Origin of the sequence: Azospirillum argentinense (assembly GCF_000632475.1) — a bacterium.
Lineage (GTDB): Bacteria > Pseudomonadota > Alphaproteobacteria > Azospirillales > Azospirillaceae > Azospirillum > Azospirillum baldaniorum.
In genome coordinates, this window is sequence record NZ_CP007794.1 from 1,640,149 (window position 1) to 1,661,405 (window position 21,257).

At 67.8% G+C, this 21,257-nt stretch carries 18 protein-coding genes and 1 pseudogene; 9 read left to right on the plus strand and 10 right to left on the minus strand.

The genetic code is table 11. The features are described 5' to 3' along the window. Positions 1-335: 335 nt before the first annotated feature. Positions 336-1,979: a hybrid sensor histidine kinase/response regulator gene (locus ABAZ39_RS21480; protein ID WP_051658331.1), complete on the minus strand. Its 1,644-nt coding sequence runs from the start codon at positions 1,977-1,979 to the stop codon at positions 336-338. A 120-nt stretch (positions 1,980-2,099) separates the two neighbouring features. Then, complete coding sequence (locus tag ABAZ39_RS21485; RefSeq protein ID WP_040134818.1) at positions 2,100-2,651, minus strand: PAS domain-containing protein; 552 nt, start codon at positions 2,649-2,651, stop codon at positions 2,100-2,102. 334 nt (positions 2,652-2,985) lie between these two features. On the opposite strand from ABAZ39_RS21485, the pseudogene ABAZ39_RS35765 reads away from it, so the two are divergent. Together ABAZ39_RS35765 and ABAZ39_RS21490 are read left to right on the plus strand one after the other, a co-directional pair. Then, positions 2,986-3,087 (plus strand): annotated as a pseudogene (locus ABAZ39_RS35765) (IS5/IS1182 family transposase); the annotation flags it as partial. 301 nt (positions 3,088-3,388) lie between these two features. Beyond that, positions 3,389-3,658: a ribbon-helix-helix domain-containing protein gene (locus ABAZ39_RS21490; RefSeq protein WP_051658332.1), complete on the plus strand. Its 270-nt coding sequence runs from the start codon at positions 3,389-3,391 to the stop codon at positions 3,656-3,658. Between the two features lie 109 nt (positions 3,659-3,767). Here ABAZ39_RS21490 and ABAZ39_RS21495 read toward each other — a convergent pair whose 3' ends face one another. The 3 genes from ABAZ39_RS21495 to yddG form a co-directional block, all read right to left on the minus strand. Continuing rightward, positions 3,768-4,355 carry a histidine phosphatase family protein gene (locus ABAZ39_RS21495; RefSeq protein ID WP_040134820.1) on the minus strand — a complete coding sequence of 196 codons (588 nt, stop codon included), beginning with the start codon at positions 4,353-4,355 and terminating at the stop codon, positions 3,768-3,770. Positions 4,356-4,436: 81 nt separating this feature from the next. Next, positions 4,437-6,209 (minus strand): ABC transporter ATP-binding protein/permease, encoded by a 1,773-nt coding sequence (locus ABAZ39_RS21500; RefSeq protein WP_308217010.1) that lies wholly within the window; start codon positions 6,207-6,209, stop codon positions 4,437-4,439. Positions 6,210-6,290: 81 nt separating this feature from the next. After that, positions 6,291-7,244, minus strand: a complete 954-nt coding sequence (yddG, locus tag ABAZ39_RS21505) for an aromatic amino acid exporter YddG (RefSeq protein ID WP_144243605.1) — start codon at positions 7,242-7,244, stop codon at positions 6,291-6,293. Positions 7,245-7,382: 138 nt separating this feature from the next. On the opposite strand from yddG, the gene ABAZ39_RS21510 reads away from it, so the two are divergent. Beyond that, positions 7,383-8,228: an EamA family transporter gene (locus ABAZ39_RS21510; RefSeq protein ID WP_040134822.1), complete on the plus strand. Its 846-nt coding sequence runs from the start codon at positions 7,383-7,385 to the stop codon at positions 8,226-8,228. A gap of 12 nt (positions 8,229-8,240) precedes the next feature. Here ABAZ39_RS21510 and ABAZ39_RS33255 read toward each other — a convergent pair whose 3' ends face one another. From ABAZ39_RS33255 to ABAZ39_RS21530, 4 genes are all read right to left on the minus strand, one after another. Beyond that, positions 8,241-9,056: an FkbM family methyltransferase gene (locus ABAZ39_RS33255; RefSeq protein WP_051658333.1), complete on the minus strand. Its 816-nt coding sequence runs from the start codon at positions 9,054-9,056 to the stop codon at positions 8,241-8,243. A 60-nt stretch (positions 9,057-9,116) separates the two neighbouring features. Then, positions 9,117-9,833, minus strand: a complete 717-nt coding sequence (locus ABAZ39_RS21520; protein WP_040134824.1) for a hypothetical protein — start codon at positions 9,831-9,833, stop codon at positions 9,117-9,119. A 155-nt stretch (positions 9,834-9,988) separates the two neighbouring features. Beyond that, entirely contained in the window at positions 9,989-11,698 is a 1,710-nt protein-coding gene (gene ade, locus ABAZ39_RS21525; protein ID WP_040134826.1) for an adenine deaminase, read from the minus strand. Between the two features lie 93 nt (positions 11,699-11,791). After that, positions 11,792-12,049, minus strand: a complete 258-nt coding sequence (locus ABAZ39_RS21530; RefSeq protein WP_040134828.1) for a hypothetical protein — start codon at positions 12,047-12,049, stop codon at positions 11,792-11,794. Between the two features lie 235 nt (positions 12,050-12,284). On the opposite strand from ABAZ39_RS21530, the gene ABAZ39_RS21535 reads away from it, so the two are divergent. The 6 genes from ABAZ39_RS21535 to ABAZ39_RS21560 all read left to right on the plus strand — a co-directional run bounded on the left by ABAZ39_RS21535 (position 12,285) and on the right by ABAZ39_RS21560 (position 20,073). Then, entirely contained in the window at positions 12,285-13,976 is a 1,692-nt protein-coding gene (locus ABAZ39_RS21535; protein WP_040135807.1) for a methyl-accepting chemotaxis protein, read from the plus strand. A gap of 317 nt (positions 13,977-14,293) precedes the next feature. Next, complete coding sequence (locus tag ABAZ39_RS21540) at positions 14,294-15,457, plus strand: hydrogenase small subunit (RefSeq protein WP_040134830.1); 1,164 nt, start codon at positions 14,294-14,296, stop codon at positions 15,455-15,457. A 9-nt stretch (positions 15,458-15,466) separates the two neighbouring features. Next, the gene (hybA, locus tag ABAZ39_RS21545) at positions 15,467-16,534 is read left to right on the plus strand and encodes a hydrogenase 2 operon protein HybA (RefSeq protein WP_081863200.1); all 1,068 of its coding nucleotides are present in this window, start codon (positions 15,467-15,469) and stop codon (positions 16,532-16,534) included. 13 nt (positions 16,535-16,547) lie between these two features. Beyond that, positions 16,548-17,702: a Ni/Fe-hydrogenase cytochrome b subunit gene (hybB, locus tag ABAZ39_RS21550; RefSeq protein ID WP_040134831.1), complete on the plus strand. Its 1,155-nt coding sequence runs from the start codon at positions 16,548-16,550 to the stop codon at positions 17,700-17,702. Positions 17,703-17,720: 18 nt separating this feature from the next. Further along, complete coding sequence (locus ABAZ39_RS21555; protein ID WP_040134833.1) at positions 17,721-19,424, plus strand: nickel-dependent hydrogenase large subunit; 1,704 nt, start codon at positions 17,721-17,723, stop codon at positions 19,422-19,424. A 169-nt stretch (positions 19,425-19,593) separates the two neighbouring features. Further along, positions 19,594-20,073 (plus strand): HyaD/HybD family hydrogenase maturation endopeptidase, encoded by a 480-nt coding sequence (locus ABAZ39_RS21560; RefSeq protein WP_040134835.1) that lies wholly within the window; start codon positions 19,594-19,596, stop codon positions 20,071-20,073. 22 nt (positions 20,074-20,095) lie between these two features. Here ABAZ39_RS21560 and ABAZ39_RS21565 read toward each other — a convergent pair whose 3' ends face one another. Continuing rightward, complete coding sequence (locus ABAZ39_RS21565; RefSeq protein ID WP_051658335.1) at positions 20,096-21,100, minus strand: MBL fold metallo-hydrolase; 1,005 nt, start codon at positions 21,098-21,100, stop codon at positions 20,096-20,098. Positions 21,101-21,257: the final 157 nt, after the last annotated feature.

Consider the following 21,257-nt stretch of genomic DNA (forward strand, 5'->3'; position numbering starts at 1 on the left):
AGCTCCCCTGAACGGGGCGGCGACGCCTTGGTGAACTGCCGACCAGACCTTTTTCTAACGCAAGACGGCGGTGGCGGCAACCGGCAAAACCCACGACGACCCCCACGACGTCCGACGGCGATGGGTCGCCCCGGCCAGGGTTCGATCATCGGTCGCTGCAACGATATTTCTTATGAACGAGTCAGGCGCTCCGGAGCATAGAATGCCATGACTGGGATCTGAGCCTCCTCCATCGTTCCGAGGAAAGCTCACGTTGCGAAAAAGGCATATCGCGTCCGGGAAGGCATCCCGTTCGCGCCTCCCCCGCCCGCTTGCTTCACGTTCGAGCGGCCCCCCTACCCCACCAGCAGCTTGGCCACGGCCATGGCGAGCTGCTGTTGCGTGTACGGCTTGGCGAGCCGCGGCACGTCGATCACGGTGCCGTCGGGGAGATCCGCGTAGCCGGTCACCAGCAGCACCGGCAGGTCGGGGCGGATCCTGCGCGCCTCGCACGCGAGTTCAGCCCCCGTCATGCCGGGCATCGCGTAGTCGGTGACGAGCAAGTCGATGTCCTGGTTCTCTCTCAGCACATCGAGCGCCAGCGGACCGGCGTTCGCCTCGAGAACGGTGTGGCCGAGATCGGTGAGCATGTCGACGGTGCTCATGGCGATCAACGCGTCGTCATCGACAACGAGGATCGTGGCCGAGGCCGCTTCCACGGCCGCCTCCACAGCAGGTTCCGTGGTCGGCTCCGCGGCTTCGGCCGGCGTGGCGGCCACCGGCAGCCACAGCTCCGCGAGGGTTCCTCGACCGGGCGCGCTGGACAGCCGAAACGCCCCGCCGGACTGCACCGCCAACCCATGCACCATCGAAAGCCCGAGCCCCGTCCCCTTGCCCACGCCCTTGGTCGAGAAGAACGGCTCGACGGCCCGCGCGAGCGTGTCCGCATCCATGCCCGCGCCGGTGTCCTGAACGCTCAGGCGCAGAAAGGGCCCGGATGCGCGCTCGCCCGCTGCGGTTCCGGCTGTTTCGGTGACGTCGAAGGTAATCGTGCCGCCGTCCGGCATGGCGTCGCGGGCGTTGACCGCCAGGTTTAGGATCGCCAGTTCGAGTTGGTTGGGATCGACCAGGGCCGGCGGCAGTGCGGCGGGCACCTTCAGGCGAACCACGATGCGCGGGCCTACCGAGCGTTCCAGCAAATTCCTCATGTCGTCCAGAAGAGCGCTCAAGGCAACCGGCTGCGTCTGCAGATCCTGCCGTCGGGCGAAGGCGAGAAGCCGCTGGGTCAGCGTCGCCCCGCGCTGTGCCCCCTGCATGGCGCCGCTGATCAGCCGTTTGGCCTTGGGGTCGGTGGCCAAATGCTTGCGCAGCAGATCGAGGTTCCCGAGCACCGCCATCAGCAGGTTGTTGAAGTCATGGGCGACACCGCCGGTCAACTGGCCCACGGCCTCCATCTTCTGCGCCTGATGGAGCTGTTCCTCGGCGGTGTGGAGCGCCGCCGTGGCCGCTTCCTCGGCCGTGATGTCACGGCCGACGCCGTGCAGGTGGCAGCCGTCCGGATCGGGCGAGAGCACCCAGGAGATCCAGCGCCACGAGCCGTCCGCCGCAAGAATCCGGCACTTGATCCGCATGGGACGGCGGCGGTCGCGAAGTTCGTCCAACGCCGCCCGCACCAGCCCGGCATCGTCCGGGTGAACGATCTCGCTGTAGGGCCGAGCGAGCAGGGCCGCATGCTCATGACCCAGCAGGCGCGACCAGGACGGGCTGATCCGCAGCAAGCGGCCGTCGTAATCGGCATAGACGAGAAGGTCCTCGCTGAGTTCCCACAAGTGGTCACGCTCGCGGGTGCGCTCGGCGATCCGCTCTTCCAGGGTGGCGTTGAACCGCTTCAGCGCGTCTTCGATCCGCTTGCGCTCGGTGACGTCCTTGAACACGATGGCGACACGCCGGTCGTCGTCACCGCCCACCTTGAAGACGTAAAAGTCGAACCAGGCGCGCAACGGCTTCGCGTACAACTCCGCACGGGTGGCCTTGCCGGCGCGCGCGGCGCGGCCGAAGACCGCGTACCAGTGGGGCTCGAAGGACGGATCGATCTCCTGTAGCCGCCGCCCGACGACATCCTACCTCATCAAGCGGGCCGCGGAGGGATTCGCCTCCAGGAACCGGATGTCGACCGGCCGGCCGGCTTCGTCAAAGAGGACATCGCCGAGCAGAAACCCCTCGTCCATCGCCTCGAACAGCAAGCGGTACTTGGTTTCGCTCGCGCGGATGGCCGCGGTCCTCTCGACGATCTTCTTCTCAAGCTCTTCGTTGGCATGGGCAAGGGCGGCGTTGGTGACCTCCAACTCCTCCAAGGCGACCTGCAACTCTTCGGCCGTGCTGGCGTCCCGGAAGTGCCGGTCGCGCACCGTCGTCTCGAACTCACTCAACAGCGTCCGGGAGATCGCCTCGCGTTGCTCGGCCTCCGCCCGCAAACGGGCCACCTCACGGTCGCGGTCGATCAGAAGCGCCTGGAGGCGGTCGCTCTCCTGGGCCCAGCGCATGGCCTCCTCGCGGGCATCCTCGGCCGTGGTGAGCGCCTGTTCCAGTTCATCGTCATACCGGGTGGATGGCCGAATGGACGGCCGTATGTTCCCCTGTGCGCTTCCCCCGGCTTGCGGATCTCGACTCATGTTTCCTGGCTCCCGATCCGAACGCTCAGGCTGCCCTCTGGCCGATGGTGCCCCAAGGATGGCGGGTCCAAAGGCAGGCCGATGCGTCGGTACGTTGCTGTCCCGCATGGTTCCTGGCTTTAACAGTCAATCGCCGCGGCTTTCACCATGGCCTTTGGTCAGCGTGAGGACGCCGGAGCGTTGGGGTGCGCAGCCTTGCCGGGCGAAAGCCCATGGAGATGTCGAAGACCGTGGGAAACAGCGGGCCTTGGCGGGCGGCGAGATGGGTGTGAAGGGCCAACGGAACCGGATACTCCCGCTTCCTCGGCGATGGCCGGCTGTGTCTCACAAACAACGCCTCAAAGACTTTCGGCGCACTGCCACACGCTACTGCTGTTCCGCCGCCAACTTCATGGCGGCAATCCACATCGTGGCAACCGTGGCCTATTGGTTATAAGTCCAGATCCCAAGCAACGGCGGTCCTGGAAATCGGCGCGATCCGGTCTGCGTCTTCGCGGAGCCTCAATGCGTCTGCCGGCACTGGCCGATCATACCAGACGCAACTTATTCGGGAAAAGAAATGGTGGCCACCCGCCAAATCGGCCAGGGCGAAAGAAGGTTGGCGGCAGCTCCACTGTGACTTTGTGCGCCTGGGGCCTGATACCCTGCATTTCATGTGAAGTTCATCACATGTTTTTCGGCTCGAATTCCGCGACGCTTCACACATAAGAGTGCAACGTGTCGCGCGGCGGGCAGCCATGTCATCAAAGAAGCTCAGGAACGTCTATGTCGCCGGAAAGCGCACCAGCCTGCGGCTGGAGGCCGCTTTCTGGGAAGGGCTGGAAGAGATCGCGCAGAGGGAAAGCGTCACATTGGGTGAGCTGTGCAACCGCCTCGCCGAGCGGGTGGAGGCCGTGGACGCCAGCAACCTGTCCAGCGCCGTACGGATCTACGTGCTGGAATACTTCATGGCGGCCACGCCAAAGCAGGAAGAGGCTCGCTACGGGCTGGCCATAGCGGCCGAGTGACGGAGCCGGCGGCGCAGACGCTCAGGTTGTATCCTCCCCTGGGTGGGGTGGATCCTGGCCGCGGCCTCGCCGTTGCCGAAGGCTTCCGCCGCATGGACGGCCCCGTGCCCTACTTGGGGTCCTCAACCGTGATGCGTCCCTCGATGACCGGATTGCCCGTTCCGTTGGCGCGGAGGAGCACCGCCTCGCCGGACGCCGGAAAGACGCCGGTCAAAGCGGTCACGACCACTTGGTGGGTGACCAGGACGACCGGCGCGCCATCGGCCGGCAACCCGGCCAGAAACCGGCGCAGCGACACGATCTGAGTCTCCTGCTCCTCCCGCCGGTCGAAGAAGGAATTGAGCACCGGAAGCTCCTGCACCGGCCCGACCTCCAAAAGCCGGGCGGTCTCCAGGCAGCGGCACCACTGGCTCGAATAGACGGCGGCCGGCGGACTGTTCATTGTCCGCAACAGATCACCTGCCCGCTGCGCCTGTTCCCGACCGTTTGCGTCCAGATTGCGCTGGGTCGCGCAATCGCGGAGCCGGAAGTTTGGCGGGTCGCCGACTCCGGGCGCTTCGGCGTGCCTCATGAGGACGATCAATCCTTTCGGATCAACCGCAACCGAGGGCGCCGCCCGCCTTGCCGAGACGGAGAAAACGATCAGGATGGCAGCGATTGCGACAGCCAGAGACCTGCGGCGGACAAGCTTCGGCATCGGACCACGGCGGTTGGTGATGGGACGACACCGATATTGATCACGCCGGTGGAAGTCCAAGCCCACCTTGGGGCGCGGGCCTCAGCACCCGACCAATTGCCCCACCCCATCCCCATCCACCCCCACCGTGACGGTCCGGTCGTGATGCGCCGACAAGCTCGCGCGGTGCCCGATGCTGACCACCGTCGTGCCGGGCAGGCGTTCGGCCAGCAAGCCATACAGCCGCGCCTCCGTCGCCGGATCGCAGGCGGACGTCGCCTCGTCCAGGAACAGCCAGCCGGGCCGGTGCAGCAGAGCGCGGGCAAAGGCGACGCGCTGCTGCTCGCCGCCGGACAGGCGCTGCGCCCAGTGGTCCTCCTCGTCCAGACGCTCGGCGAAGGCGCTCATCCCCACGGCGTCCAGGGCGGCGCGCACCGCTTCGCCCTCGAACGCCTCCGGCGCCGCGGGATAGGTGACGGCGGCGCGCAGGCTGCCGATGGGCATGTAGGGCTTCTGCGGCAGATGCATGGCGTCCGCCCCGACAGGCAAGCCGATGCGCCCGCGCCCGAACGGCCAGATGCCGGCCAGCGCGCGGAACAGCGTGCTCTTGCCTGAGCCGGACGGGCCGGTGACCAGCACGCGCTCCCCCGGCTGAACCCTCAGGTCGACACGCAGCAGCGGCGCCCCGCCCTTCGGCAGGGACAGTTCCACGCCCTCCACCCGCAAGGCGCCGTCCGGCCCGGCAGCGCGGCCGATCTGTGGGGAGGTCCGCGCCGCCTGTCGGACCTCCCCCACCGCCTGCCGGAAACCGACGAGGCGGCTGGTCGTGGCGTGCCAGTCGGTCAGGCTCACATAAGCGTCGATGAACCAGGACAGGGCGCCCTGCACCTGCCCGAAGGCCTGCGCGGTCTGCATCAGCGCGCCCAGCGGCACCGCCCCGGAGAAATAGCGCGGCGCGGCGACCAGCAGCGGGAAGATGATCGCCACCTGCTCATAGGCGGAGGTGAACCACACCAGCCGCTTCTGCGTGCGCATGATCGCCCACCAGTTGTCCACCACGCGGGCGAAGCGGCTGGCGAAGCCGCGCCGCTCCTGCGCCTCGCCGCCCTGCAGGGCGACGCTCTCCGCGTTCTCGCGCAGGCGGACGAGCGCGAAGCGGAAGTCGGCCTCGTATTTCTGCTGGTCGAAGCTCAGCCGGGCGAGCGGGCGCCCGATCCGGTGGGTCAGCCACGTCCCCACCACCGCATAGGCCAGCGCCACCCACACCATGTAGCCGGGGATCGCCAGCTCCACGCCGAACAGGGCGACGCTCAACGTCCCGGACAGGCTCCACAGCATCGCCAGGAAGGACACCAGCGTGACGAGGTTCGTCAGGAGGCCCAGCGACAGGCTCAGCGTCAGCTGGACGAAGCCACGCAGATCCTCGGCGATGCGCTGGTCCGGGTTGTCGGCCGGGGTGCCGGCGAGCTGGAGCCGGTAATAGGTCTGCCCCTCCATCCAGTCGCCCAAGCAGCGGTCGGTCAGCCAGCGCCGCCAGCGGATCTGCAGCATCTGGTTCAGGTAAAGCCGGTACACGGCGACCGCGATGTAGACCAGCGCCAACCCGCCGAACAGGAGGAGCTGATCGACGAAGGCGCCCTGATCCTTTTCCTGAAGCGCGTTGAAGATGGCGCCGTTGACCTCGGTCAGCTCGACCGTGATGAAGACCACACCCAGATTCAGCGCGACGATGGCGGCCAGCAGCCCCCGCGCCGCCCAGCGTTCCTCCGACGACCAATAGGGACGGGTCAGGGTCCAGACGTCCCGCAGGAAGCGGGACAGCGCGGCGGCGCGTTTCGGCATGGCCTCGGTCGGCATGGCGGGCTGGTCCGGCAAGGAGGGAACCGTCCCTGCCGAATAGCACCGCGCCGCATGAAAAGCCTATGAATTCGCTGTCACCGTCCGGCCGGAGACACCCTACCGGTCGCCGCGCAGAACGTCGCGGCTGGCCAGCACGGCGCCGCCCATGATCAGCGCGCAGGCCGCCCAGACGGTCCAGCCCCCCGCCGCCTGCCCGAACAGGATCAGCAGCAGCGTGGAGGTCAGCGGGGTGGCGTAGGACAGCACGCCCAGCGCCCGGATGTCGCCGCGCTTCACCCCGTGGTCCCACACGAAGAAGGCCGCGCCGACCGGCCCGATCCCCATGGCGAGCACCGCCAGCCACTCGCCGCCGGACGGCGCCACGGTGGTTTCGAACAGCAGGTGCGACAGCCCGGCCAGCACCGCCGTGGCGAGGCAGAAGCCGCCGACCGCCTCGGTCGGGACGTCGCCGAAGCGGCGCGACAGCACCGAATAGGACGCCCAGAGCACCGCCGCCGCCATCGCCGACAGATAGCCCGGCGTGTCCCCGGCGTCGAGCGACAGGCCGCGCGCGCCGCCGGTCACGATCAGCACCGTCCCGGCCAGCCCGCACAGCGCGCCCAGCACATGGCCGCGCTTCAGCCGCTCCCCCGGCAGCAGGGCGGAGAACAGGACGATCAGCAGCGGCCAGAGATAGTTCAGCAGATTGACCTCGACCGCCGCACCGGGAGCGAGGCGGAAGGCCAGGAAATAGAAGAAATGGTAGCCGAACAGCCCGGCGACGCCGAGCAACCAGACCCGCCAGGGCTGGCGCAGCACGCCGATCACGTCCTTGCCCCGCGCGGCCCCCGCCACCGTCCCGACGATGAAGGCGACGCCGAAGGACATCGCCACGAGCTGGAACGGCGGAATGGTCCCCGACAGCGCCGTCAGCAGCGCCAGCGTGGACCACATCAGGATGGCCAGACCGCCGATGGCGGTGGCGCGGCGGACCGCGGCCGGGTCGGACGCCGCGGCGGACGGATGGTTCCGGGGCAGAAGGTTTTCGGTCGGAAGGCTATCGGTCGACATGGCGAACGCTTAGCGCAAAGAAGGACGGCAGGCAATTGGACTGTCCGACACCGAACCTGTGCGTGTATCCTGCCGTCCGGCGGGCCGCAGGCCGCCCCTCCGCCCGCATCGTCTCCTCTCCCTATTACGGCCCCCCTCTTGCCCACCGAAGCCCTTCTCGCCGTCCTGGCCGGCGCCCTCCTCCATGCCGGCTGGAACACCGCGCTGAAGGCCGGCGGCGGCAGCGCGTCCGACGCGGTCCTGGTGGTCGCCGGGTCCGCCTTCATCGCCCTGCTGATGCTTCCCGTCGTTCCGGCGCCGTCGCTCGCCAGCGCGCCCTACCTCGGCGTGACGGCGGTGCTGCACGTCGCCTATTTCCGGCTGCTCGCCGCCGCCTATCGCGAGGGGGCGATGAGCCACGCCTATCCCTTGATGCGCGGCACGCCGCCGCTGCTCGTGGCGCTGTGCAGCGGCGTGCTGCTGGGCGAGGGCCTGTCCGCCGTCGCCTGGGCGGGGACGGTGCTGGTTTGCGGCGGCATCCTCGGGCTGACCCTGCTGGGGCGGCGCTCGGGTCCGTCGGGATCGTGGCGGGGCACCGCCTGCGCGCTGGCCAACGCCCTGGTGATCGCCGCCTACACGCTGGTGGACGGCATCGGCGTGCGGCTGTCCGGTTCGGCGGCCGGCTACACGCTGTGGGGATTCCTGCTGTTGAGCGTGCCCATGGTGGGCGGGGCTCTGCTGCGCGACGCCCGGGGGTTCCTGAGCCACGCCCGCCGGCGCTGGATGGTCGCGCTGGCCGGCGGGGCGGCCAGCATCGCCTCCTACGGGCTCGCGCTCTGGGCGATGACCCTGGCGCCGATCGCCGTGGTGGCGGCGCTGCGCGAAACCTCGATCCTGTTCGCGATGGCGCTGGCCGCCCTGGTCCTTAGGGAGCGGATCGGCCCGGTGCGGCTGGCCTCCGGAGTGGTCATCGTGCTCGGCGCCGCGTCGCTGCGCCTTGCCTGACGGCCCTGCGCCCTACTGACGGATGGCGAGGAAGTTCTGGTACGCGAAGATTTCGTCGAACTCCGAATAGCCGGACAGCCGGTACAGCCCATCCTTGACGATCTTGCAAACGGCGAAGCCGTCCAGCCGACTCCAGAAATCGCGCAGGAAGGTCCGGGAATCGAGGTTGCAACCGCCGAACTCGAACTGGATGAAGTCGATGGCGCGCCGGCCCAACAGGCCGCGCGCCCCGTCCAGAACAGCGATCTCGTGGCCCTCCACGTCGATCTTGAGGAAATGGACGCGGTCGATGCCGGTCTCCGCGCAGAACCCGTCCAGAGTCGCCAGACGAACGGTCTCGCCGCTTTCACCCTCCTGAAATTCCCGGATCGCGCGGTCGTGGAGGGACGCCAGGGTCGAACCGGGCCGGTCGCCGTGCAGGGTGGCCGAGCCCGTCCGGTCGGACAGGCCGAGGTTGACGGGGCGGCAACGGCCGGGGTAGCGCGCGGCCGTCTCCTGCAGCGCGCGGAACGCCGTCGGCGACGGCTCGAAGGACCAGACGGTTGCGGCGGGAAAGCGGTCGAGCGCCGCCGCCGTGTAGACACCGACGTTGGCGCCGACGTCGAAGATCACGGCTTCGGCATCGACGACGCCGCGCCGGTTCAGTTCGCCCTGGATGTAGCGGAGGACTCCGGCCTCGCCCGAGGTCTGGATGTCGGCGTCGTTGAGCAGACCCATCCCCTTCAGGGCCTGCCGGTGGATCGCGCGGAAGAAATCCTGCTGGCCGGCCTTTCCCTGATGCTCCGCGACGTAGTCGGCGAGGGCGCGGAACAGCTCTTCAGGGGTCATGGCGGCGTGGTCTCCGGCAGCGGCGGACCGGCAGTGTAGCCGCCGCCGCTCCGCCGCGCCTCAGAAAAGCCCGTTCAGCAGGGACCCGCGCCCGCTGTAGCCGCTGCTTCCCCCGGTGAGGATGCCCAGCGCCCCGGAGCTGGTCGTCGTGTCACCGGTCAGCAGGGAGGTCAGACGCTGAAGCTGCGGCGTCTGCTGGAGCGGGTTGTCGCCCTTGGCCGGCTGCTTGGCGATGGTGTCGTAGTCCTTGCTGTAGTCGCCCATGCGGAGCTGGAGGCCGTAGTTCTTTTCCTCCTTGGCCGCCACGCCCTTGTCGCGGGAGACGCGCAGCGTGTAGTCGCCACGGTCGAGCGACAGGGTGCCCGCCTCGAACTTCTTGTAGGCGTCGTAGGTGGAGCCGGCCTCGCTGTTGCTGTCGGCGACGATCTTGCCCTGCTTGTCCATCAGCTGGACGCGCACGCCGGTGTCGCCGACGCGGCCGAGGGCGACCTCGCCGGGCGTCGCCAGATTGAATTTGTAGAAGTCAGCCGGATCGTTGGCGGCCAGCGTGCTCAGCACGTTGAGGCGGCTGGTGTCCTTGATCAGCGTGCCGACGTTGGTGGCGAAGGGCGCGGCGTTCAGGGCCGACTTGCGGACGGTCTGTTCGTACTCCTGGACGTTGCCGCTGGGCTTGGCGTCGGTCGCCTGCTTGGCCTGCTCCTGGACGCGCTTCATCGCCGCGTCGATGGACGTCTGGATGCTCTGCGCCAAGCCGCTGATGTCGCTCATTCCAACCATGGCACGCCCCTCCGACCGGCATTCTTCGCGTTTGTCGGACGGCCCCTTGCAGGCGGCGGGCCAGAAGGCTTTCCATGATTTTCAAAGGGTTGAGCCGGGGCTCCCGCCGAAGGGGCCGGCAAGATCCGCACCCCGTCCGGCAGGAATTGCCGGGGTCACGCTTCGACCAGCGCGAATTTGTCGACATCCACAAGCCCGCGGTCGGTGATCTTGAGATGCGGGATCACCGGCAGCGGCAGGAAGGCCAGTTGCAGGAAGGGCTCGGCCAACGGGCAGCCCATCCCCTTCACCGAGGCGCGCAGGCTGCGCAGATGACGCTCCACCGTCTCGAAGGGCTCCAGGCTCATCAGCCCGGCCAGCGGCAGGGCCAGTTCGCCGACCACCTGACCGTTGCGCACCGCGACGAAGCCGCCCTGAAGCTCGATCAGGCGGTTGACGGCGATGGCCATGTCCTCGTCCGACGCGCCGACCACGCAGATGTTGTGGCTGTCGTGCCCGACCGAGGAAGCCAGCGCGCCCTCGCGAAGGTGGAAGCCACTGGCGAAGCCGCGCCCGACATTCTGGTTAGTGCCGTGGCGGGCGAAGACGCAGATCTTCAGGATGTCGCGGTCGGGATCGGCCACCAGCTTGCCGTCCCTGGCCGGCACCTCCAGCCGCAGATGGGCGGTGATGATCTTGCCGGGCAGGACCCCGATCACCGATTGCACGGAGCCGCGCGCCGGCACCGAGAAATCCTCCGCCGTCACCGGGTGGAGCTTGATGGAGCGCAGGCCCACCGGGCTGACCGCCGGGCGCCCGGCGAAGGTCTGCGGGGTCACCACCCGCCCGTTGCGGATCACCCGGTTGACCGCGCAGTCCTCCAGATCGTCCAGCAGGACGAGGTCGGCGCGCTGCCCCGGCGCGATCAGGCCGCGGTCGAACAGGCCGAAGCCGCGCGCCGCCGACCATGTGGCGGCACGGTAGACATGGGCCAGCGGGGCGCCGAGCCGGATCGCGCTGCGGATCAGGTGATCCATATGCCCCTCCTCGGCGATGTCGAGGGGGTTGCGGTCGTCGGTGCAGAAGCCCAGGAAGGGCGAGGTTTCCGGCTGGATCACCGGGGCCAGCGCGTGCACGTCCTTCGACACCGACCCGTCGCGGATCAGCACCTGCATGCCCTTGCGCAGCTTCTCCATCGCCTCGGGCGCGCTGGTCGTCTCATGGCAGTTGCGGATGCCGCAGGAGAGATAGGCGTTCAGCTCCCGCCCGCTGAGCAGCGGGGCGTGGCCGTCGATGTGGCGCCCGTCGAAGGCGGCCAGCTTGTCGAGAACCCCGTCCACCTTATGGAAGACGCCGGGGAAGTTCATGAACTCCGCCAGCCCCAGCACCTTCGGGTGGTCCTTGTGGCGCAGCAGGTCCGCCGCCTCCAGCCGCGCGCCGGAGGTCTCCAGCTCCGTCGCCGGCACGCAGGAGGAGAGCTGAACCCGCAGGTCCAGCGCCGTTCCCTCGGCGCAGTCCAGGAAGTAGCGGAGCCCCTTCTCGCCCAGCACGTTGCAGATCTCGTGCGGGTCGCAGATGGCCGTGGTGGTGCCGCGCGGCAGGACGCAGCGGTCGAACTCCATCGGCGTGACGCAGGTGGATTCGCAGTGGACGTGGGTGTCGATGAAGCCCGGCACGACGGTCAAACCGGACCCGTCGATCTCCTCCACCCCGTCGTAGGACTCGTAGGTGCCGATGATCCGGTCGCCGCACAGGGCGATGTCGCCCGCGGCGGTCTCGCCGGTGACGACGTTGAGGAAACGGGTGTTCTTGATGACCAGATCGGCCTTCGTCTCGCCCAGGGCCTGGCCGATGCGCGTCTTCAGTTCGTCCCGGGTGACCGCCATCGCTCCGCCTCGTCCTGCCCGTTCCAAGTCTTCTTTAGGTAAATGGCCGGACGGCGCCCTTCAATCGGATATTCCATAACGTCGACTGCGCGGTCAGTCGCCCGGACGACCCGCCAGTTCGATCACCGGTGCGGTGCCACGGTAGTCCGGGTAGTTCCAGTAGGTGCGCGGCTCCAGCCGGTAAGCCGGCAGGCCGCCGCCCAACGTGTAGACCGGCCCGCTTCCGCCATAGCCGACGTCGTAGTTGCCCGCCTCGGGCGAGCCATTGTCTCCGCAAGCCGTCAGCGCCAGAAGAAGAACGGCAATGAACAATTGCGTGAGCGTTCCGATGATGGCTGCGATGGGTTTCATGATCCACCCGCCCGCTCCGACGCATTGCACCCTCATGAAAACAAACACGCCGTGACTTTGGCTATTCCTGAAAAAATTGGTTCGTGCCAAAAACAATATGCGTTTCGTCCAGTTCTGGCCAAAAGGCGGCGCGGCAACGTGTCATGGAACGATTTAACACTTCGGAAACCAATGGGTGCCTCATTATCGTCAGACGCAGAGGCGGCCCAAGACCGCCGCAATGGGGACGTCCAGCATGTTGAAAGCGCTTAAGAATCTAAAGATCGGACCGAAGGTCTATCTTCTCGTGGGGCTGCAGGCGGCGGTGGCCGCGGTGACCGGCCTGATGGGGCTGGCCGCCATGCAGGATCTGGCCGGCAAGTCCACGGCCATCGAACGGGCGTCGGACCGCCAAGTGCTGGGTGAGCAGCTCAACGGCCTCGTCCTGGCCGTCGTCATGGACTCGCGCGGCGTCTACATGGCCCGCGACCGGGCCGAGGTGGACAAGTTCGGCAAGCCCCTGCTGGACAGCCTGAACACCCTCGGCGAGCGGCTCGGCACCCTGAAGCGCCTCACCCCGGCGGAGGGGCAGGCAACGCTGGCCCCGGTGGCGACGAAGGCAGAGGAGTTCATCCGCTTCCGCACGGAGCTGGTGCGCATCGCCCGCGAGAAGGGGACGGCGGAAGCCCGCACCTACGGCGACAACGACGCCAACCGCGGCAACCGCCAAGCCCTCAACGCCGCGATCCAGACGCTCAGCGCCGACCAGGACGGCATGATCGACCGCCTGCATGACGAGTTGGAGTCGGCACGCCGGCATTGGACGACCCTGATGCTCGCCATCGGCGTCGGCGGCGTGCTGTTCGGCATCCTGCTGGCCGTGCTGGTCGCCCGCGACATGATCGCGCGCCCCATCGCCCGCATGACCGCCGCGATGAAGACCATCGCCGCCGGCAACACCACAGCCGAGGTGCCCGGCACCGGCCAGGGCGACGAGGTCGGCGACATGGCGGAGGCCGTGCTGGTCTTCCGCGACGGGCTGCGGCGCGCCAACGATCTGGCCGAGCAGGAGCGCCGCGAGATCGACGTGCGCCGCCAGCGCCAGGAGCGGCTGGAGACCCTGACACACGGCTTCACCCAGAAGATCGAGGGGCTGTGCCGCACCCTGAACGGGGAGGCCGACAGCATCCGCAGCAGCGCCGAATCGCTCACCCATTCCGCCGCCGACGCCTCGCGCCGCAGCTCGACCGTCGCCGCGGCGGCGGAGCAGGCCACCGGCAACGTCCAGACCGTGGCGGCGGCGACCGAGGAGCTGTCCACCTCCATCGGCTCGATCAGCCAGCGCCTCGGCGAGGCCGCCCGCATCGCCAGCGAGGCGGAGCGCGAGGCCCAGCGCACCAACAGCACCATCCAGGGCCTCGCCCAGGCGGCGGAGAAGATCGGCGCGGTGGTCAACCTCATCACCGAGATCGCCAGCCAAACCAACCTGCTGGCGCTCAACGCCACCATCGAGGCCGCCCGCGCCGGCGAGGCGGGCAAGGGCTTCGCCGTGGTGGCCCAGGAGGTGAAGAGCCTCGCCAACCAAACCGCCCGCGCCACCGAGGAGATCTCGGCCCAGATCGTCGCCATCCAGAACGAGACCCAGCAGGCGGTCGGCGCGATCAGCGGCATCGTCGGCACCATCGAGCGGATCAGCGACATCAGCACCAACGTTGCCGCCGCGGTGGAACAGCAGGGCTCCGCCACCCAGGAAATCGCCCGCAACGTGCAGGAGGCCGCGATCGGCACGCAGGAGGTCTCCTCGACCATCTCCGGCGTGTCGCAGTCGGCCGACCACACCAGCGAGGCCGCCGGAGGCCTGCTGAGCGCCGCCAAGGGCCTGTCGGTCCACGCGCGCACCCTGCAGAGCGACGTGGACGACTTCACCCGCCAGATGAAGGCGGTCTGATCCTCCCCCTCCTCCCCGGACTTTATGCCGGGGAGGAGGCTTTTCCCGACGCATCCTTTCCACTGATGCGCCCCGTACGTTCGAAGCTTACCCGCCAGATACCCCATTTGATGTAGATCAATGCCGCGCCCGCATCGAAACTGGTGCAATGCCGGCGAGCGTTTCGCGCCCAAATACCCCTACAATCGATAGGGATTACGCCGCGCCGTGGGTTTCCCGCCTCGGGTTCCCCAGGACGCGCCGTGGCGTGCTGCGCATCCGGCGTCCGGCAACCGGGCGGCCAGCGGATCAATGCGAAAGGGTCTTTGGGGGAAATCATGCCCGACGGACATGTGGATCTCGACGCCGAGCACATCGGCGATCTCGACGAGTATGAGGGTGCGCTGGCCGGCCTGTCCCGCCGGGAATTCCTGACCTACTGCACGGGCGTGGCCGCCACGCTGGGCCTGTCCCCCGCCTTCGGCGTGAAGATCGCCAACGCCGCCGTGGCCGCGCCGCGCCCGACGGTGATCTGGCTGTCGGGACAGGCCTGCACCGGCTGCACCGAATCGCTGCTGCGCACCCACCACCCGTCGCTCGAGACGCTGATCCTCGACACCATCTCGCTCGATTACAACGAGACGCTGATGACCGGCTCCGGCCACCAGGCCGAGAACTGGAAGCAGCAGGCGATGAAGGACAATTGGGGCAAGTACCTGATGGTCACCGACGGCTCCATCCCGACGAAGGACGGGGGCGTCTACTGCAAGGTCGCCGGCAAGACCTACAAGGACGCCGTGCTGGAATGCGCCAAGGGTGCGGCCGCGGTCATCTCCATGGGCTCCTGCTCCTCCTGGGGCGGCTGGCCGTCGACCGGCGTCAACCCGACGGGCGCCGTCGGCCTGAACGAGATCATCAAGGACAAGCCGGTCGTCTCCGTCCCCGGCTGCCCGCCGAACCCGTACAATTTCCTGTCGCTGGTCCTGCATTTCGTCGCCTTCGGCAAGCTGCCGGAGCTGGACGACAAGATGCGCCCGAAATTCGCCTACGGCCGCCTGATCCATGAGAACTGCGAGCGCCGCCCGCATTTCGACGCCGGGCGCTTCGCCATGGAGTTCGGCGACTACGGCCACCGCCAGGGCTACTGTCTCTACAAGCTCGGCTGCAAGGGGCCGGAGACCTACGCGAACTGTCCGTCCGTCGGCTTCAACGACGTCGGCCAGGGCACCTGGCCGGTGGGCACCGGCCATCCCTGCTTCGGCTGCACCGAGAAGGGCGTCGGCTTCACCAAGAGCATCCATGAGCTGGCCTCGCTGAAGTCGGTGGCGCCGCCCAACAGCTACCCGGCGGTCGCCGTGGACAAGGGCGAGGGCATGTCGGCCGGGGCCGCGGCGGTGGTCGCCGGCATCGCCGGCGCGGCGGTCGGCGCCGGCGCCGTCATCTCCAGCCGGCTCGGCAAGCAGGACGCGAAGACCGAATCCTCCTCCACCGCCGCCGAGTGAGGTGACGCCATGTCGAAAAACATGATGTCGAAAAGCAAGACATCGGTCTCACGGCGCGGCTTCCTGCGGAACGCGGTCAAGGGCAGCGCGGCCGCCGCCGCGGCCTGCACCACCGTGGTCGCCGCCCCGCCGGAGGCCAACGCGCTGGTCCGCCCGCCCAAGCCGCTGCCGCCCGACGCCGTCGGCCTGCTCTACGACAGCACGCTGTGCATCGGCTGCAAGGCCTGCGTGACCGCCTGCAAGGAGGTCAACCACATGCCGCCCGACGTCGGCCCGGCCCAGCAGGGCTGGAACGCGGGGGGCGGCGACAAGCCGATCTACGACAGCCCGGTGGAGCTGTCGGCCAGGACGCTGAACGTCATCAAGGCCTACAGCCACGGCACCGGCGCCACCAAGGACGCGGCGGAGAACGGCTTCGCCTTCATCAAGCGGCAGTGCCTGCACTGCGCCGATCCGTCCTGCGTGTCGGTCTGCCCGGTGTCGGCGATGACCAAGGACGCCAAGACCGGCATCGTCAACCACGACCCGAGCGCCTGCATCGGCTGCCGCTACTGCGTGCTGTCCTGCCCGTTCGGCGTGCCGAAGTACGACTACAACGACGCCTTCGGCGAGATCAAAAAGTGCCAGCTCTGCAAGCAGCAACTCGCCAAGAACGAGCTTCCGGGCTGCGCCGACGTCTGCCCCACCGGGGCGACCCTGTTCGGCCGCACGGAGGACCTCAAGGCGGAGGCCAAGCGCCGCACCGCGCTGAAGGTGGGCGAATACGCGCACTTCCCGCGCGGCGACATCGCCGGCAAGGTCGGCGGGCCGCGCGACGGCCATGAGAAGCTCGTCGAGGCGGCCTACCAGACGCACATCTACGGCGAGAAGGAGCTGGGCGGCACCCAGTGCCTCGCGGTGTCCGCCGTGCCGTTCGACAAGCTGAACCTGCCCACCAACGTGCCGGAGAACGGCTACCCGACCCTGTCGGAAGGCATCCAGCACACGCTCTACGCGGGCATGATCGCCCCCGCCACGGTGTTCGCCGGTCTCGCCTATCTGGCGCACCGCAACACCAAGAACCACACCGACGAGTGAGGGGGGCCAAGCCATGTCATCGCACGCTCATGAACATCAGCCACTCGGCGGCCGGGTCCTCACCCTTCCCTTCCTGATCTGCGCCGTGCTGGTCGCCATCGCCGGCGTCATCCTGTTCCAGCGCTACACGCAGGGTCTGGGGGCGGCGTCGAACCTGAACGACGGCTATCCCTGGGGTATCTGGGTCGCCATCGACGTGGTGATCGGCTCGGCCTTCGGCTGCGCCGGCTACGTCATCGCGCTGCTCTGCTACATCCTGAACCGCGGGGAGTATCACCCGCTGGTTCGCCCGGCGGTGCTGGCCAGCCTGTTCGGCTACGGCCTCGCCGGTCTGGCGGTGCTGGTCGACCTCGGCCGCTACTGGAACTTCTACCACATGATGCTGCCGTGGTACGCGCAGCCCAACTCGGTGATGCTGGAGGTCGGCCTGTGCGTGGCGACCTACACGCTGGTGCTGGTGGTGGAGTTCGCCCCGGCCTTCCTGGAGCGCTTCGGCATCGAGGGGCTGCGCGCCAAGCTGAACCGGGTGCTGTGGGTTTTCATCGCGCTGGGCGTGCTGCTGCCGACGATGCACCAGTCGTCGCTCGGCACCATGATGGTCATCGTCGGGCACAAGCTGTCGCCGCTGTGGCAGTCGCAGATGCTGCCGGTCTTCTTCCTGCTGACCGCCATCCTGATGGGCTTCGCCATCGTGGTGTGGGAATCGGTCATGGCCTCGCTGAACTTCCGCCGTCCGATGGAAACGCCGGTGCTGTCGAAGCTGGCGGGTCTGATGCTGGTCGTCGCCTCGCTGTTCGTCGTTCTGCGCTTCGTCGACCTGATCGTGCGTGGTCAGATCGGCCAGATCTTCGGCGGACCGCAGTCCGGCTGGTTCGTGGTGGAAATGGTCCTGATGATCTCCGGCCTCGCGCTGCTGATCCCCAAGGCCAACCGCAACCGGTCGCGGGCGCTGTTCCTGTCGGCCTCGCTCCTGCTGGCGGCGGGCATCCTCTACCGCCTGAACGTCTATCTCATCGGCTTCACGCCGGCGGTCGGTCCTTGGCACTACTTCCCCTCGGTCAAGGAAATCATGGTCACCGTCGGCGTCTTCGCGCTGGAGATCGCGCTGTATCTCCTCTTCGTGAAGAAGCTGCCCGTCATGCACGCCGTCCATCCCGAGCACGGCTGAGTTTAGGAGAGTTTCATTATGGCTCAGCGAGTTGTTGTAGATCCGGTCACCCGCATCGAGGGTCACCTGCGGGTCGATTGTGAAGTGGACGGCGGCAAGGTCACCAACGCCTGGGCGTCGGGCCAGATGTGGCGCGGCATCGAGCTGATCCTCCAGGGCAAGGACCCGCGCGACGCCTGGGTCTTCGCCCAGCGCATCTGCGGCGTCTGCACCACGGTGCACGCCATCACCTCCGTCCGCGCGGTGGAGAACGCGCTGAAACTGGAGGTGCCGCTCAACGCCCAGTACATCCGCAACATGATCCAGGGCGCCCACAACGTCCACGATCACATCGTCCATTTCTACCACCTGTCCGCGCTCGACTTCGTGGACATCGTCTCGGCGCTGAAGGCCGACCCGGCGGCGACCGCCAAGCTGGCCCAGTCGATCTCCGGCTGGCCGAAGAACAGCACGCAGGAATTCGCCACCGCGCAGAAGAAGCTGCAGGCCTTCATCAATTCCGGCCAGCTCGGCATCTTCGGCTCGGGCTACTGGGGCCATCCGGCGATGAAGCTGACGCCGGAAGCCAACCTGATGGCGGCGTCCCACTACCTCCAGGCGCTCGACTACCAGCGGCGCATGAACAAGGTGGTGGCGATCCTCGGCTCCAAGACCCCGCACATCCAGAACATGGCGGTCGGCGGCGTCACCAACCCGATCAACATGGACAGCCAGTCCACCCTGACCCTCGAAAAGCTGATGTACATCAAGCAGCTGATCGACGAGGTTGGTGACTTCATCACCCAGGTCTACATCCCCGACGTGGCGGCCATCGGCGCCTTCTACGCCGACTGGACGCAGTATGGCCGCGGCGTGGTGAACTACCTGTCCATCCCGGACATGCCGCTGGACACCAAGGGCACCACCTTCGCCCTGCCCGCCGGCTACATCGATGGCGGCGACCTCACCAAGTTCACCCCGATCAAGGACTTCCACGACCCCTACTTCGAGAAGGGCGTGAAGGAGAGCGTAAAGCATTCCTGGTACCAGGGCGGCAAGGGTCCCCTGCACCCCTATGACGGCGAGACGATCCCGAACTTCACCGACTGGCAGGACGACGGCAAGTACAGCTGGATCAAGTCGCCGACCTTCTACGACAAGCGCGCCCAGGTCGGCCCGCTGGCCAACGTGCTGGGCATGTACGCCTCGGGCCACCAGCGCACGCAGTTCTGGGTCAACGCGGTGCTCGACGCGGTGTCGGGCCATCTCGGCAGCAAGGTGGGCGTCGACGCGCTGCACTCCACCATCGGCCGCCACGCCGCCCGCGCGGTGCGCTGCGTGGTCCTGCATGAGGAGTTGCAGAATCAGTGGACGCTGCTGATGGAGAACATCGCGAAGGGCGACACCAAGACCTTCAACAAGCCGGTGTTCCCGAAGGGCGAGATCCGCGGATTCGGCTTCCACGAGGCGCCGCGCGGCATGCTCTCGCACTGGGTCGTGATCGAGAACGGCAAGATCAAGAACTACCAGGCGGTCGTGCCGACCACCTGGAACGCCGGCCCGCGCGACGAGGACGGGAACATCTCGGCCTACGAGGCGGCCCTGATCGACAACCCGGTAGCGGTCGCCGACCAGCCGCTGGAGATCATCCGCACGCTGCACAGCTTCGACCCGTGCCTGGCCTGCGCCGTGCACCTGACCGACACGGAAACGAAGTCGCACTATCAGGTGAAGGTCGTCTGACCGCCACCGCCTGACCGGCCGAAAGCCCCTCCTCCCCGCGGAGGAGGGGCTTTTCGCGTCCCCCACGCCGGTCGATTGATCCAGTTCACGGCGCCCGGCGCCGGACCCGTTTCATCCTGCTGTTTCAAAATCCCTTCTGTTTCAAAATCGTCGAACGGAGCGCGTGTCCATGTCCATCCTCGTCCTCGGCCTCGGCAACATCCTCCTGATGGACGAAGGGGTGGGCGTGCGCGCCATGGAGGCGTTCGACGCCGCCTGGAGCGTGCCCGATCACGTCAGCGTGGTGGACGGCGGCACTTGCGGCATGGACATGCTGGACCTGATCGCCAGCCACAAGCATCTGATCGCCGTGGACGCGGTGAAGACCGGCGCGCCGCCGGCCAGCCTGACCGTGCTGCGCGGTGACGAGGTTCCGGCCTATTTCAAGGGCAAGCTGTCGCCCCACCAGCTCGGCCTCAGCGATCTTCTGGCATCGCTGCGCCTGCAGGACGAGGCGCCGGCGAGCGTGACCGTGGTCGGCTGCGTGCCGATGGCGCTGGGCACCGGCCTGATGATGTCGCCGGAGATCGAGGCGGTGATCCCGCGGATGGTGACGATGATCGTCGAGGAACTGGCCCGCCTCGGCGTGATCGCCACGCCCCGAAACTGAGCGTGGCGATCACGATCAATCCTCAGCGGTCGGCGCGGATCGGGCCGAACTCCACCGGGACCCAGGCGTAGCCCTTGCCTTCGGTCCGGACATGGCCGATGCCGGGGAAGGGCAGATGGGCGCCGGCCACCCACAGCTTCTGCGCCGCAGCGTCGGCGAAGAGCTTCTTGCGGGACGCGACGGCCTGCTCCTTGTCGGTGTCGAACTCGATGACGACCTCCGGGCGGGCGAACTGCACGGAGTGGCTGTGCACGACGTCGCCCCACATCAGGATGCTGCGCTCCCCCGACGTGAACAGGTAACCGCTGTGCCCCGGCGTGTGGCCATAGGCCGCCACCGACTCAACGCCCGGCACGAGGTTATCGCCGGGCTGGTAGGGCTTCAGCTTGCCGGCCGCCGCGTAGGGCGCCACCGCCGCGCGGGCCATGGAGAAGAAAGGCTGGCTGTCCGCCGGGGCCTTGGCCGCCACCTCCTCGCTCAGCCAGAAATCGGCGTCGGCCTTGGCGACATGGACCGTGGCGTTGGGAAACAGCATGGCGCCGTCCGGACGCAGCAGGCCATTGGCGTGGTCCGGGTGCAGGTGGGTCAGCAGCACCGTGTCGACCTGTTCCGGGTTGTAGCCGGCGGCGCGGATGTTGTCGGCGATGAAGCCCAGCGCCGGACCGAAGGCCTTGGCCGTTCCAGTGTCCACCAGGACGAGGTTCGTGCCGGTGTGCACCAGATAGGCGTTCACCGCCGTCTGGACGCTCGGCGTGTCGGCCAGGAACATGCGGGCGAGCAGGCCCTGGATGTCGTCGGCGCTGGCGCCGCTGAGGATCTTGCGGTCGAGGTCGATAAAGCCGTCATAGAGCGCGGTGACCTCGAAGTCTCCGATGGCCATGCGGTAGAAGCCCGGCGCCTGAGTCCGCTGCTGTCCCGGAACCTCCGCCAACGCCGGCGCCGCGGGGGCCAGGACGGCACCGGCAGGAAAAGCGATGGCCAAGGCGAGCAGGGCGTTGCGCAGGGAGGCGAAAGTCGGCGGTGTCATCGGCGTGGTTCCCCTTCAGGACGGTCGGCACCCAGCATGGCCGTCCTGAACGCGCCGGGGAAGCGTCCCGGGAGGAACGCGCCAATCGATTGGAATAATTCTGAAATTTCGCGATTGGCACACACGCGCAAACGGCTCGGCGGGGTGTCCCGCCGAG

What these genes read in the sequence shown, in the direction of transcription:
- ABAZ39_RS21485 (WP_040134818.1), bottom strand. Translation starts at nt 2,651, where the DNA reads ATGAGTCGAGATCCGCAAGCCGGGGGAAGCGCACAGGGGAACATACGG.
- ABAZ39_RS21490 (WP_051658332.1), top strand. Translation starts at nt 3,389, where the DNA reads ATGTCATCAAAGAAGCTCAGGAACGTCTATGTCGCCGGAAAGCGCACC.
- ABAZ39_RS21495 (WP_040134820.1), bottom strand. Translation starts at nt 4,355, where the DNA reads ATGCCGAAGCTTGTCCGCCGCAGGTCTCTGGCTGTCGCAATCGCTGCC.
- yddG (WP_144243605.1), bottom strand. Translation starts at nt 7,244, where the DNA reads ATGTCGACCGATAGCCTTCCGACCGAAAACCTTCTGCCCCGGAACCAT.
- ABAZ39_RS33255 (WP_051658333.1), bottom strand. Translation starts at nt 9,056, where the DNA reads ATGACCCCTGAAGAGCTGTTCCGCGCCCTCGCCGACTACGTCGCGGAG.
- ABAZ39_RS21520 (WP_040134824.1), bottom strand. Translation starts at nt 9,833, where the DNA reads ATGGTTGGAATGAGCGACATCAGCGGCTTGGCGCAGAGCATCCAGACG.
- ade (WP_040134826.1), bottom strand. Translation starts at nt 11,698, where the DNA reads ATGGCGGTCACCCGGGACGAACTGAAGACGCGCATCGGCCAGGCCCTG.
- ABAZ39_RS21530 (WP_040134828.1), bottom strand. Translation starts at nt 12,049, where the DNA reads ATGAAACCCATCGCAGCCATCATCGGAACGCTCACGCAATTGTTCATT.
- ABAZ39_RS21535 (WP_040135807.1), top strand. Translation starts at nt 12,285, where the DNA reads ATGTTGAAAGCGCTTAAGAATCTAAAGATCGGACCGAAGGTCTATCTT.
- ABAZ39_RS21540 (WP_040134830.1), top strand. Translation starts at nt 14,294, where the DNA reads ATGCCCGACGGACATGTGGATCTCGACGCCGAGCACATCGGCGATCTC.
- hybA (WP_081863200.1), top strand. Translation starts at nt 15,467, where the DNA reads ATGTCGAAAAACATGATGTCGAAAAGCAAGACATCGGTCTCACGGCGC.
- hybB (WP_040134831.1), top strand. Translation starts at nt 16,548, where the DNA reads ATGTCATCGCACGCTCATGAACATCAGCCACTCGGCGGCCGGGTCCTC.
- ABAZ39_RS21555 (WP_040134833.1), top strand. Translation starts at nt 17,721, where the DNA reads ATGGCTCAGCGAGTTGTTGTAGATCCGGTCACCCGCATCGAGGGTCAC.
- ABAZ39_RS21560 (WP_040134835.1), top strand. Translation starts at nt 19,594, where the DNA reads ATGTCCATCCTCGTCCTCGGCCTCGGCAACATCCTCCTGATGGACGAA.
- ABAZ39_RS21565 (WP_051658335.1), bottom strand. Translation starts at nt 21,100, where the DNA reads ATGACACCGCCGACTTTCGCCTCCCTGCGCAACGCCCTGCTCGCCTTG.